The following is a 13,675-nucleotide window of genomic DNA, read 5'->3' as shown; positions in this document are numbered from 1 at the left end:
CATGGAGAACCACGGTGCACCGGTCGAGTTGACCGACGAGCAGCTGGCCGCCGTCTTCGGCGGCCAGGAGGATCAGGCGCGCGAGGTGTGCGCCGAGGAGGCGATGATGGCGAGCGAGTTCGCCCTCTAGATCGGCTCCGCTAGTCGGCTCGGCGTGCCTCTGGCACGCCGAGCCCCGGTTCTTGTCGGCCGTCGCGAACCGTCGATACGATCGAACCGGTTTACCGGATGTGTCGGCCGCGTTCGCGGAACACCGAGGTAGGTGAGCGCTGTGGCTGTCGACGACGAGGTCCAGCCGCTCACCCCGGCCCAGCGGCGCATGTACTTCCTGCACCAGCTGGACCCTCTCGACCCTGCGTACAACACCGCCATGGCGATCGACGTCCGCGGTCCGCTCGCCGTCGCCCAGGTCCGCCAGGCGATCCAGGCGGTGACGCGACGGCACCCAGCGCTCCTCACCCGGTTCGTCGCCGAGCCCGCCTGCTCAGGATGGCCGGCCCCAGTGCGGATCACCGACCGGGGTTCGGTCGATCTGGCGCGACTGGTCGACCTCACGGGAGTGCCCCACGCCGACCGCAAGCTTCGCGAGCTTCTCAGTGAGGCGCAGCGTCGCCCTCTTGATCTGGAAGCCGGGCCGGTCGCGGTCTGGACGCTGTTCCGGCTTGGACCGAGCAGGCATGTGCTGCACCTCGTCGTCCATCACATCGTGTTCGACCTCGCCAGCGTCGCGGTCCTGACGCGGGACCTGGAGCGGCTTTGCGGCCGAGGCGCGGCAGGGCGACCGGCCGACCTGCCTGCGCTGAACCCGCCTCCGGCGGATCCGCCACCGGAGCGCGTCGCCGCCGACGTTGCCTACTGGGTCGAACGACTCGCCGACGCGCCCCCGCAGCGGCCGCTCTGGGACGACGGCACCGCCGCCACCCCAGCGGCCGTCACCGCCGTGGAGCACCTGCCCCATGCCGTCGCGACCCGCTTGGCCGCTGTGGCGGCAGCGCGGGGGTGCACGCCGTTCCTGATCGTCGCGGCCGCCCTGGCCGTGGCCGTGACCCAGTACACCGGGCAGGACGACATCGTCATCGGCACACCTGTCGCCCTTGACGACGTCCTCGTCCGCGACCGGATCGACCTGCGCGTGAACCTGCTGCCGCTGAGACTCGCCGTATGCCGGAACGAGACCTTCGCCGAGCTGCTCGGACGGGCGCGCTCAGCCGCGCTGGACGCCATGGAACACCGCCACGCGCCGTTCGAGCGCGTTGTAGACGCTCTGCGGCTTCCCCGAGACCGCGCCGCAACGCCCCTGTTCCGCGTCCTCTTGGCCCACCAACCCGGTCAGCGGCCACCGCTGCTGCCCAGCGTTGAGACCACCGCGCTGCCGACGGACGCTCCAGCCGCGAAGTACCACCTCTCGGTCACCGCGACGGACACACCAACGGGCATGGAGCTGGCAGTCGAGGCAGACGCGCGCGAGACGCGCGACACCACGGTGGCGGCTTTCGCCCAGCACGTGGTCGCCCTGCTCGTCCGCGCCTGCGCCGACCCGGAGGCGCGCGTCGCGGACCTCATCCGGCCGGAACGGCCCCGCCGCACCGCGGAACGTCCGGCCCGGCGGCCGCCCGGTCGGGAGCGGTGCGGCCTGCACACCCTGGTCGAGCGGGCTGCCGGTGCCGTGCCTGACGCGGTGGCCGTGCGGGCCGCGGGCGGGGATCTCACCTACCGGCACCTGGACCGGCGGGCCAACCGGATCGCCCGTCACCTGGCCGCCCACGGCGCGGGGCCCGGCCGGATCGTCGCGGTGCGGCCGGAGCGGGACGTGCACCTGATCCCGCTGCTACTGGGCGTGCTCAAGTCCGGTGCCGCCTACCTGCCGCTGGACGTGTCCACCCCTCCGGCGCGCCAGCGGGCCATGCTCGCGGACGCCGAGCCGACCATTCTGGTCGCCAGCGGTGACGGTCTCGGGTTCTCGGGAACACTGCTCCGACCCGACGATTCCGCCATCGACGACCTGCCCGCCACCCCCTTCCGCAAGCCGCCCCACGCCGCCGAACTGGCCTACGTCCTCTACACATCGGGGTCGTCCGGCGCGCCGAAAGGGGTGGCGATCGAGCACGGCAGCGCGGTCGAGTTCATCCGCTGGGCGATCAAGGCGTTCAGCCAGGACGAACTCGCCACGACGCTCGCCACCACCTCGCTGGCCTTCGACCTGTCCGTCTTCGAGATCTTCGCCCCGCTCGCCGCGGGCGCGACCGTCCTCCTCACCGCGACGGCGCCGGACTTCGGCCCCCTGGTGGCACGGGGACGAGCGACGCTGCTCAACACCGTGCCCTCGGTGCTGGCCGCCATGCTCGACGGCGGGCTGCTGCCGCACGGGCTGCGCGCGGTCAACCTCGCGGGCGAACCGCTGTCGGAAGACCTCGTCGCGCGTGTGGCAGCGGTCAGGCCGAACGCGGTGATCCGCAACCTCTACGGGCCATCGGAAGCGACGACGTACGCCACCGCCGCCGTGGTCGCGCCGGGCAGGACGCCGGGGATCGGCACCTCGGTCGCCGACGCCCGGATCCGGCTCACCGACCGCACCGGCGCGCCGGTGCCCCCTGCCGCGACCGGTGAGATCCGCATCGGCGGCGGGGCACTCGCCCGCGGCTACCTCCACAGGCCGGGACTCACCGCGGCGGCCTTCGTCCCCGACGACCTCGGCCTGGAATCGGGCAGGCGGCTGTACCGGACCGGGGACCTCGCCCGGCCCGACCACGCCGACGGGCTGCGCTTCGTCGGGCGCGTCGACCACCAGGTCAAGATCCGCGGCGTGCGGGTCGAGCCGGAGGAGGTCGAGGCGCACCTGCGCGCCCACCCCGCCGTGCGCGACGCCGCGGTCGTCGCCACCCGGACCACGCCGCCGCGTCTGGTGGCCTTCGTCTGCGGCTTCACCGACCGCGTCGCGACTCCCGAGGAACTCGCCGCACACTTGCGCACGCGGCTCCTCGGACCGATGGTGCCCGAGCGCTGGTCGACGCTGGCCGCGCTGCCGAGGACGAGCAACGGCAAGGTCGACCGCAACGCGCTGAGCCGCAGGGCATCCGAGGCCGCTCCGGCGGCACCGGGCCCGGCGCCGCCGAGGACGCAGCTGGAGCGGACCATCGCGCGAATCTGGTGCGCGGTGCTGCGGCAGCCGTCGGTCGGCGTGCACGACGGGTTCTTCGACGTGGGCGGAAACTCCCTGGTGATGCTGGCCCTGCTGCACAGGCTGCGCGAGGAGGTCGACCCGCACCTGCGCCTGGTCGACGTCTTCCGCTTCCCGACCGTGGCGGCGCTGGCCGCGCACCTCAGCCATCCGACCGCCGCCGACACCGCCGTCGCCCAGGCCACGGCCGCAGGGCTGCGCCGACGTGCTGCGGCGTCTGGTCGGCTAGGACGCAAACGATGACCGGCGCGGGTCCTTCCGGTATCGCGGTTGTCGGCATGGCCGGGCGCTTCCCCGGCGCGGCGTCGGTCGACGAGTTCTGGGCGAACCTCGTCGCGGGCGCGGAGTCGATCAGCAGGGTCGACCGTGACCCGGCAGAACCCGCGCACGTCCCCGCCGAGGGGTTGCTGGACGGGCAAGACCGCTTCGACGCCGAGTTCTTCGGCTACAGCCCCCGTGAAGCCGAGACGATGGACCCCCAACACCGCGTCTGCCTCGAAGCGGTGTGGTCGGCGTTCGACTCGGCCGGGTTCGACCCCGCCGCCGCGCCCGGCCCGGTCGGCGTGTTCCTCAGCGCCAGCATCAGCTCCTACCTGATCCGCAACCTGCTGCCGGACCGGAACCGGCTCGCGCTGCTCGGCGGCTTCCCGGTGCTGATCCACAACGACAAGGACTTCCTGCCCACGACCGTCTCGCACAAGCTGGGCCTCACCGGCCCGAGCCTGGCTGTGGGCACCGCGTGCTCGTCGTCGCTGGTCGCCGTCCACCTCGCGTGCCAGAGCCTGCTCGCCTTCGAGTCCGACACCGCGGTCGCCGGCGGCGTGTCGCTGCAAGTTCCCCAAGGCCGAGGCCATGTGCACCGGGCGGACGGCATCTACTCCGCCGACGGGCACTGCCGGGCTTTCGGGGAAGGTGCGGACGGCACCGTCGGCGGCAGCGGCGTCGGCGTCGTCGTGCTGCGGCGGCTGGAGGACGCGCTGCGCGACGGCGACCCGGTGCACGCCGTGATCCTCGGCAGCGCGGTCAACAACGACGGTTCGGCGAAGGCGGGGTACACCGCCCCCGGGGTTGACGGCCAGGCCGCTGTCGTCGCAGAGGCGCTCGCCGTGGCCGGGTGCTCGGCGGCCGAGGTCGGCTACGTCGAAGCCCACGGCACCGGGACACCGCTCGGTGACGCCATCGAGGTCGAAGCCCTCACCCGGGCCTACGCGGGGGTGCGGCCTGCCCAGTGCGCCATCGGCTCGGTGAAGACCAACATCGGGCACCTCGATGCCGCTGCGGGCGTCGCGGGTCTCATCAAGGCCGTGCTCGCCGTCGAGCACGGCGTCGTTCCGGCCAGCCTGCACTGTGATCCGCCCAACCCCGCGATCGACTTCGTCAAGACGCCGTTCCGCCCCGCCCGGAGCACCCGCCCATGGGGCCTCGGCGGCGTCCGCACCGCCGGGGTCAGCGCGTTCGGGATCGGCGGCACCAACGCCCACGTCGTCATCCGGTCGGCTCCGGACCGGCCGATGCCCAGCCGTGCCCGCCGCTGGCTGCCGGTGCTCGTGTCCGGACGTGACGCCGACACCGCTGATGCCTTCCGCCACTCCCTCGCCCGGCACCTGCGCGCGGACGCCGATCTGAGCGCCGTCGCGGCCACCACGGCCGGGCAGCGTGCCCTGCCCGCGCGGGCGGCGGTGGTCGCCGAAACCTCAGAGGAAGCCGCCGACCTCGTGGCGGCGGCGGTGACGCGGACGGCCGAGCAGCGGCCCGTTGTCTTCGCTTTTCCCGGTCAAGGCGCGTGGTCGGCGCGAGCTGCCGCCGCTCTGTACGTCGAAGAGCCCACCTGGCGCGGCCACGTCGACACCTGCCTGCACCTGCTCGACAGCGCCGGTCGCGGCTCGCCGCGCTCGGTGTTCGACGCCTCGATCGACGTGGACACCGGCGATCCCGCAGTCGGACAGGTGGCGCTGTTCATCGTCGAGTTCGCGACCGCCGCGACCCTGTGCGACTGGGGTGTCGAGCCCGTCGCCGTGGTCGGGCACAGCCTCGGCGAGTACGCGGCCGCCGTCGTCGCGGGCGCTCTGTCGCTGACGGACGCGCTGGCGATGACGGCAGCGCGGGGTGAGCTGTTCGCGGAGCTGCCCGCGGGCGCGATGCTGGCGGTGGCGGGCCAGGTCCGCGACGGCCTGCCCGACGGGCTCGACCTGTCCGCCGTCAACAGCGAGGACCAGCACGTCATCGCCGGAGACCCGACAAAGGTCGCGTCCTACGCCACCGACCTCGTCGCACGGGGCGTCTGGTGCAGGCCCCTGCCTGCCACGAAGGCGTACCACTCAGCTGCCGTGGACGCGATCACCGCGCGTTTCGACGTCCCCGCGGTCGGTCCCCCCGCGCTGACCGTGCCATTCGCCTCCACCGTCCTCGGGGGATGGGCAAGCGCGCACGACCTGGGCGCCGAGTACTGGGTTCGACACCTCCGCGCGACCGTGCGCTTCGCCGACGCGCTCTCCACGATCCTCTCCCGGCACCCGGACGCCGTCGTCCTGGAGCTCGGCTTCGGCGACGTGCTCACCAGCCTCGTCCGTCGGACCGGGCACTCGCGCACCCACCGCGCGGCCGCGGCCCTGCCGGTCAGTCGACCCGCTCGCGGTCTGCTCCACACCGTCGCCGACCTGTGGGCGGAAGGACACGATGTCGACTGGTCCGCAGTGGTGAGCGCGCGCCGTACCCGCCTGCCGGATCGACCTCTGCGCCGGGACCGCTTCTGGGTCGATCCACCCGGTGCGCCGGTCGAGGACGAGCGCACGTTGGCCGCCCTCACCTCGGGCATCCCGATGACCGAACCGCCGCCGCTCCCGGACGACCTCCGTTTCCGCTCCGCGATGGACCGCCTGTGCGCGGCCGGCGCCCTGCGCTTCCTCGAAGAGGCCGGGGTGGACACCGCACCGGGCGCCCGCCACACCGTCGCCGGGTTGGCCGCCGACATCGACGTGCTACCGCCCCTGCGCAGGATGCTGGACTTCCTCCTGGACACCCTCGCCGAGGACGGCATCGCTCGCCGTTCAGGTGGTGAACTGGAGTTCCGGCCCGGTCGTCGTCCTCGGCTTGAGGAGGTCGCCGCCGAACTGCTGGAGGACTACCCAGGGAAAGCGGAACTCGTCGAGTTGGTGCGGCGATGCGTCGAGGGCTACCGGCGTGCCCTGTCCGAGCCGGGCAGCGCGCTCGCCCTGCTGTACCCAGGCGGAAGGGCGAATGCCGCCGCGGGCGTGACCGTCGGGTTGGACGCCGTCGGCGCGCGGATCGCCGAGCTGGGGAAGATCGCCCGCAGGCTCGCCGACCGGGCAGGCAGGCCGCTGCGGGTGCTGGAGGTCGGCGCGGGCGAGGGGAGGCTGACCGAAGCGCTCGCCCCCGGCCTGGTCGCGTTGGGCGCGGACTACCTCGCCACCGACATCAGCCGGGCGTTCACCGTTCGACTCGACTCCGCGGCCGCCGAGCGCGGCGTCCCGCTGCGGACCGCTGTCCTCGACATCACCGCCGACCCGGCCCCGCAAGGCATCGAGCCTGGGTCCTTCGACCTCGTCGTGGCATTGGACGTCGTGCACGCCACCCCGGACGTGCGCGCCACCCTTCGCAGGCTCCTTCCCCTGCTCAACCGGACAGGAGTGCTCGGCGTCATCGAGACCGCCGCACGCGACCGGTGGCTATCGATGGTCTGGGGTCTGACGGAAGGTTGGTGGACCTTCCGCGACGACCGTCAGCGCACTCCGCTGCTCGACGCGGGCCGCTGGCGCCGGGTCGCGGCCGAAGTCGACGCCGCCGAGCACACGGTGCTCCCGGCCGCCGCGGACGCCTGCCTCGTGCTGCTGCGACGCCGACCACCGGCGGACACCCTCGACGACCTGGTCAGGCGGCTGCCCCGGAAGGAACCCGACGTCGCTGACTGGGCCTATGTGCCGACGTGGCGGCGTCTGCCGCCGGTTTCCGCGCCGAGCACGCCACCGGGCCGCTGCGTCGTCTTCGCCGCGGGAAGCGCGGGCGACGCCGTGGCCGCCGAACTCCGCGCCCGCGGGGCGCACGTCACCGTCGTCCGTCCCCGCGGCGAGGTCGATGTCGCCCCCGACGAGATCGCGATCGATCCCCGCGAGCCGACCGCCCACGCGGAGCTGCTCCAGCGGATCGGGCCGGTCGACGCCGTCGTCCACCTGTGGGCGGCCGACATCGAGCGCGCTGGTCCACTCGATCCCCACAGCGCGTCCGCCGCCCAGGCGCACGGCCTGCACAGCGTCCTGGGTCTCGTCCGCGCCCTCGGCGCCGCCAAGGCGGACGCTCGTCCCCGACGCCTGCTCGTGGTCACCGCGGAGTCCGCGGACGTCCTCGGCGGCGAACTCGACCGGCCCGAGCACGCCACCCTCCACGCCGCCGTGCGGGTCATCCCCCGCGAGTACCCCTGGTTGCTCTGCTCCGCCATCGACCTTCCCGCGGCACTGCCCTCGTTCGCGGCGGTCGTGGTCGCCGAAGCCCTCGCGGACCCGGCCGATTCCGTGGTGGCCTACCGGGGCGATCACCGGTGGGCGCCGGGATTCGAGCAAACGAGGTTGCCCGAAGCGACGACCCACGACGGCGGGGTCTACCTGGTGTGCGGAGGTCTCGGCGGGATCGGCCTCGCGCTGGCCGAGCACCTCGCGGCACTCCCCGCCACCGTGATCGTGACCACGCGGCGCCCCGTCGAATCGGTCGGCGGCGACCTGGCGGACCGGCTCGCCAGGGCATCGTCCGGAGGCGGCCGCATCATCGTTGAGCGGGCCGACATCACCGACCGCGATCGGATGCGCGACCTCGTGCGCGACGCGGTCGGCCGCTGGGGTCCGCTCGCGGGCGTGGTCCACGCCGCGGGTGTCCACGACGACGCCGGCATGATCCAACGCCGGTCGGCGGAAGACACCGACGCCGTGATCGCGGCCAAGGTCATCGGCACGACCGCCCTCGTCGACGCGCTCGCCGGACACCGGCCGCGATTCGTGCTCCTGTGCTCCTCGATCGGCACCGCCCTGCCCAATCTGAAGTTCGGGGAGGTCGGGTACCTGGCCGCCCACGAGTTCAGCAACGCTTTCGCCGCCCACGCCGCCGCCCGGACGGACTTGCCTGTGGTCGCCGTCGGCTGGACCGACTGGCTCGACAGCGGGATGTGGGCCCGTGCCCGGCGCAGCCTCGTCGACCGGGCGTCGGGTCACCACGCCGACGTGCTCGGCGCCGACCTCCTCCGCGGGCTGACCGACACCGAAGGCGTCGAGGTCTTCGACCGGGTCACCTCGGCGCCCCCCGGCCCGCATGTCCTCATCTCGACCCAACGCCTGCCGGGACTGCTCGCCGTGCACGACGCCTACGCGGGGGCGGCACACCACGCGGTCTCAGGCGACCTGCTCGCCCGACCGTCCCACCGCGACCGCGCACCCCGCGGGGTCGCGCCGCTGCGATCCGACGGTGAGCGGGTGGTGGCCGCGATCTGGCGCGACCTGCTGGGCGTCGCAGAGATCGGCCCCGACGACGACTTCTTCGCTCTCGGCGGGGACTCGCTGCTGGCCCTGCGCTTCCTCACCCTCCTGCGCGAGCGGACCGGCGCGGACCACCCCATCGCCCGGCTGTTCGAGGCGCCCACGGTCGCTGACATCGCGCGATCGATCGCCGCGCGGGGCGGGACGCCCACCGACCTCCTGCTCTGATCGCGCACAAGGAGCCCCATGAGCCAACTCGCCGTACTCGGAGGCACGTCCGTCCGCCGGGGCAAGCCGTGGCCACCATGGCCACGCTACGACGAAGGCACCGAGCGTGCGCTGGTGCAGGCTCTGCGCTCCCGCCGGTGGGCGGTCAGCTGGCCCGCGGACGGCACGAAGTCCAGAGAGCGGCAGTTCGCCGAGGAGTACGCCCGCTACCACGACGTGCCGTACTGCGTGAGCGTCGACCACGGCTCCAGCGCGCTCGTCGTGGCGCTGGAAGCCCTCGACATCGGCCCGGGTGACGAAGTCGTCGTCCCCAACCTGACGTGGGTCGCACCGGTCACGGCCGTGCTCCGCGTCGGCGCGCTGCCGGTGCTGGCCGACGTGGACCCGCGGTCCGGCTGCCTGACTCCGGAGACCGCCGCGGCGGCCATGTCCGAGCGCACCAAGGCGATCATCGTCGTGCACCTGGCGTGCACGGTGGCCGACCTCGACGGCCTGTGTGCCATGGCGGAGGGCGCCGGGGTGCCGTTGATCGAGGACGCCGCCCAAGCCCACGGTGCCCAGTGGCGCGGGCGCAAGGTCGGTACCTTCGGGCGGATCGGCGCCTTCAGCTTCCAGGTGGGCAAGGTCCTGGCAGGCGGCGAGGGCGGGGCGGTCATCACCTCGGACCCGGAGATCCACCTGCGGGCGCAGTTGCTGCGCGCGGACTCCCGCCGCTACGCCGACGGCCCCGTCCCGGTCGCGGCGATGGAACTGCGGCCCGATCCGCTGGTGATGGGCACCAACTACTGCATGTCGGAGCTGACCGCGGGCGTTCTCCTCGATCGCCTGCCGCACCTCGACGACGAGAACGCCCATCGGGCGAAGATGGCCGATGAGCTGTCCGCGGGCTTGGCCGCGCTCGATGGCGTGGGGGTGGTGCCGGTGCCGGACGCGGTGGACCTCCGCTCCGTCTACGAGTTCGGCGTCCGGTTCGAGCCGGACACGTTCGGCGGTGTTCCGGTTGAGCGGGTCGCCGAGGCCGTCTCCGCCGAGCTGGAGATGGCGGTGTGGGCGCCGAGCACACCCCTTCACCGCAGCCACATGGTGCGCCCGGAGACCAAGCGCCGCTTCGCGGCGGTGTGGACGGAGTCGGGCCGCAGGCGCGCCGTCGGGCGCGACTACCCCGGTGCCGAGCGGTACCGGGAGACGACCGTGCTCTTCTACCATCGCGCGCTGCTGGGCGACGAGCACGACATGGCCGACATCGTCGCGGCGGTGGGCAAGGTGCTGACCCGCCGCCGCGACCTGATCGGATAGATCAGGGACGGCCCGCCTTCCGGACGACGACGCCGGGGAAGGCCAAGGCGTCCAGTCCGGTGGTGAGGAGGGTGTTCAGCGCGTCGGCGGGGGTTTCGTCGATGGGCGTCCCGCGGGTGTTGAGGCTGGTGTTGACCACCAGCGGGACGCCCGTTCGGGCGGCGAACCGGGTCAGCAAGGTGTGGAAGGACCCGTTGTCCTCCGCGGTGACCGTCTGGATCCGGGACGTGCCGTCCACGTGGGTGATGGCGGGGACGTCCGGCCGCAGGACCGGGCAGGCGCGCAGCATGAACGGGCTGTCGGCCAGCCCGAACCACTCGGCGGCGTGCTCGTTGAGCACGGCCGGGGCGAACGGGCGGAAGTGCTCGCGGAACTTCACGCGCGAGTTGAGGTGGTCCCGCACGGTGGGGCTGCGCGGGTCGGCCACGATGCTGCGGTGCCCCAGCGCGCGCGGCCCGACCTCCGCCGCGCCGTCGAACCACCCCACCGTCGCGCCGTCGGCGACCAGGTCGGCCGCCACCCCGGCGTGGTCGCCGGTCACGGTCACCAGCAGCGAGGGATCGGCGTCGACCGCCGAGCGCACCGCCGCGGCAACGGCCTGCTCGGTGTAGGTGCGTCTGCCGTACATGAGGTCGGCGGGGGAGTGCTGGACGCGGGGCTTGCGGAGCACGTGGTGCCAGTACCAGAGCGCGGCGCCGATGGCGGTGCCGTCGTCCCCGCACGCGGGATGCAGGTGCAGGCGTTCGAAGCCCGAACGCGTGAAGCACAGCTGGTTCGCGACCGCGTTCAGTGCTGTGCCGCCGCTCAGGCACAGGTTCGGGCGGATCCCGCTCGCGCGGCACACCTCCTCCAGGTCGGAGAACACCGCGGCGAGCTGGTGCTCCAACCCGAGTTGCACGTAGTAGGCCAGGGTCGCGTTGAGCGGCTTCCCGGCGACTTCGACGGTGGTCGGTGCGGTCGAGGCGAACGCGAGAAGGTCCTGGAAGGTCGTCATCCCTTTCCAGTCGACGGCCGCTCCGCCGTCGACCTGGCCGAAGGGCGCCAGACCCATGACCTTGCCCGCCCCGACGATGCTCGACCCGAACAGGTGCTCGGCGGCGTAGGTGTAGGCGATGTTCGCGGTGAACCAGCTGTCGTAGCCGCGGTCGAGCGGGATCAGCATGCCGCCCTCGCCGAGGAACGCGCGGCATCCCAGCGGATCGATGGCCACCGCGACGGCTGAGTCGAAGGGCGAGGTGTAGTAGGCGGCCGCGGCGTGGATCAGGTGGTGGTCGGGGTTGACGGTGCAGGGGATGTCGCGGCCCCGCAGCCGCACCCGGTCGTTGCGCTGGTTGACCCAGAACTCCAGCCACGTGTCCTTGAGGTCGGAACCGTGCAATGCCCGGATGTCGGGGGAGTCCATGTTGTGGAGGTTGCAGAGCAGCACGTGGTCGACGTCGGCGACGGTGATGCCCGCTTGGTCCAGCAGCTCGTCCAGGTCGGCTTCGCGCAGGCCGGGGTGCTTCTTGAACCGCGAGTACCGCTCGGTGCAGACGAACCCGGCGATCTCACCTTCGCGCAGCACCACGGCGGCGCCGTCGTGGTTGAAGTTGATCGACAGCAGCACCGCGGGAGCTCGCCCGTTCATCGTTCGGATGCTAGCGACCACCACATCCGGGTAAAAGGATGTGGTGGTGGTTCACCTGTTCGGCGCGCGATCGGGCGGTTGTGGTCGAAGCGAGACCACTACCCGCCCATCAGCAGGTGATTGCTGCGCTCGTCGCCGGTCTTGAACTCCGAGACCATGTCCGGCCGGGTCGTGAAGAGGACGCGCAAACAGTCCACGGCGATCTCCAGCGCGCGTCTCGCCTTCGGTCCCAGGTCGCGCGGTTCGTGGTCCTTGTTGCCGTGCACCACGTCGCTGCGGATGTCGTACAGCCTGGCGAGTTCGCTTCTCAGCGCCGCCCGCTTCTCACGATCCTGCTCCAGCAGCCAGGCGATTGACCCGGTCACCCGCAGGGTGGGCTCACCCTTCCTCGAACCGAACAGGTTCTCCCAGGCGATGATCGCATCAACCAGCACGTCGGCGAGGTCGGTGCGCTCGACCGACGCGCGAAGGGTGCGACGGATGGCGACGTCGATGTGCTTGGTTCGCGCCTTCTCGATCGCCACCGTCATCTCGCCCCACTTGACAGCCGCTTCTGCGGACACCCTCCTGAGGGAGAAGCTCTTCGACCGCGGATCACTCCAGGCCGTGCTCGGACCGTGGGTGAGGGGGTCATCTGTGTACTGCCAGGTGCTGTACAGAGTGATCGGCGTGTCAGGCGTGGTTTCCTGGGACAGCAAGGCCCCGAGGAGCGTGCATTCGACGAGGTGCTTGATCCGCTCCCATTCGCGCATCTCGGCGGTTGGCTCTTCCAGCAACTCCAGCCTGCCTGCTTTGGCGCGGTACGGGATCGTGGCTTCGAGGATCACGTTGCCGCTGAAGTCGATCTCGATCTGTGCTCCGTCAGGCGCTGTGCCGCTCAACTTGTGCTGCAGGTCAGGAGGCGCCAACGCCGAGTCGCGCGCATCGGCTGCGCGGAGAGTGCCCCATCCCAGGTCGATCGGATCCGAATCCAGAAGCAGACCGGTGAAGGCGACTCGGATGGGGATCTCCACCGCCTTGCCTGCGAGGGCCTGGCGCACCCGGTCGAACTGGGTCAACGTCGCCGCGATGTGCTCATCGAGCGTCGGCTCCGAGGGGGAGTTCGCCCTCGCGGCTCGCCACCCGTTGGCGATCAGCAACCCAGGCAGCCCTCGCAGGTCCAGCGAGCTGCCGTGCCCGGAGCTTCGCTCCACGTAGGCTCCCCGTGCCAGGACGTCTTCGTCGTCTCCCGGGAAGAGGGCTCCGAGCACCCGGTCTTGGACGGCGAGTGACGCGAACCTCTCCAGGCCGGGATGGAAATTAACCGCCAGCAGTGACATGTCCTGCCTCCACATGGAGTCGGACGGCAGCAGGCACAGAGCGTGGAGATCTCGAACAAGGGCGGCCATGGCGCTGCGCGGCGAGTCCCAGTTGCCCCGGTCGAAGCTCTTTCCGGTGGCGATTCCTCGGATGGCGTTGACCACGGTGGTGCCCTCGTGGTCGTCGTACCCGCCCAAGATCCGCTCGAGGTTTCGCCTGCGCCAGTAGGGCTCGTCGTGCGAGCCGGACACGTGAAGAACGATGTGCAGCTGCTTGAGCGCGTCGTCTTGGGCGGGATCGCCGAGTTCGTCGTCATCGCCTGCCAGCCACTCAGAGAGGCGCTGATCCGAGATCCCGAGCACGTAGCAGAGGAGGTCCTGTCCGAGCGCTTCGACGAGCAGCGGCTTGACCACGCGCGGGAACGGGTCTTCGGCGGGCGGCGGACTCACCGCCGGAGGTTGCCCCGCGGCGTCCCCGTCGCCGCGGAGGTGGGAAGGACGGGGCCGATCGGGCTTGACGCTGTCGCAACAGGCAAACCTGTCCTATCGTGTGGATGCCCGCCGATCACGA

At 72.0% G+C, this 13,675-nt stretch carries 6 protein-coding genes; 4 read left to right on the top strand and 2 right to left on the bottom strand.

Features of this window, described 5'->3' with window-relative positions:
* Position 1 precedes the first annotated feature (1 nt).
* The 4 genes from ACFPM7_RS15615 (at position 2) to ACFPM7_RS15600 (ending at position 10,179) form a co-directional block, all read left to right on the top strand.
* On the top strand, positions 2–130 hold the full coding sequence (locus tag ACFPM7_RS15615; protein ID WP_378248333.1) for a hypothetical protein: 129 nt from the start codon (positions 2–4) through the stop codon (positions 128–130).
* A 141-nt stretch (positions 131–271) separates the two neighbouring features.
* The gene (locus ACFPM7_RS15610; protein WP_378248332.1) at positions 272–3,421 is read left to right on the top strand and encodes a non-ribosomal peptide synthetase; all 3,150 of its coding nucleotides are present in this window, start codon (positions 272–274) and stop codon (positions 3,419–3,421) included.
* Complete coding sequence (locus ACFPM7_RS15605) at positions 3,418–8,883, top strand: type I polyketide synthase (protein WP_378248331.1); 5,466 nt, start codon at positions 3,418–3,420, stop codon at positions 8,881–8,883. Before ACFPM7_RS15610 ends, ACFPM7_RS15605 begins: the two co-directional genes overlap by 4 nt.
* Before the next feature lie 114 nt (positions 8,884–8,997).
* The gene (locus tag ACFPM7_RS15600; protein ID WP_378248330.1) at positions 8,998–10,179 is read left to right on the top strand and encodes a DegT/DnrJ/EryC1/StrS aminotransferase family protein; all 1,182 of its coding nucleotides are present in this window, start codon (positions 8,998–9,000) and stop codon (positions 10,177–10,179) included.
* Position 10,180: 1 nt separating this feature from the next.
* Here ACFPM7_RS15600 and ACFPM7_RS15595 read toward each other — a convergent pair whose 3' ends face one another.
* Positions 10,181–11,806 (bottom strand): carbamoyltransferase C-terminal domain-containing protein, encoded by a 1,626-nt coding sequence (locus ACFPM7_RS15595; protein WP_378248329.1) that lies wholly within the window; start codon positions 11,804–11,806, stop codon positions 10,181–10,183.
* A gap of 98 nt (positions 11,807–11,904) precedes the next feature.
* Entirely contained in the window at positions 11,905–13,554 is a 1,650-nt protein-coding gene (locus ACFPM7_RS15590) for a hypothetical protein (protein ID WP_378248328.1), read from the bottom strand.
* Between the last annotated feature and the right edge of the window lie 121 nt (positions 13,555–13,675).

This window comes from Actinokineospora guangxiensis (genome assembly GCF_042657845.1).
Classification (GTDB): Bacteria; Actinomycetota; Actinomycetes; order Mycobacteriales; family Pseudonocardiaceae; genus Actinokineospora; species Actinokineospora guangxiensis.
This window is presented reverse-complemented; position numbering and strand designations above follow the sequence as displayed.

Bases quoted from the DNA above. Each gene is read 5' to 3' on its own strand.
- ACFPM7_RS15615 (WP_378248333.1), top strand. From the start codon at position 2: ATGGAGAACCACGGTGCACCGGTCGAGTTGACCGACGAGCAGCTGGCC.
- ACFPM7_RS15605 (WP_378248331.1), top strand. From the start codon at position 3,418: ATGACCGGCGCGGGTCCTTCCGGTATCGCGGTTGTCGGCATGGCCGGG.
- ACFPM7_RS15595 (WP_378248329.1), bottom strand. From the start codon at position 11,806: ATGAACGGGCGAGCTCCCGCGGTGCTGCTGTCGATCAACTTCAACCAC.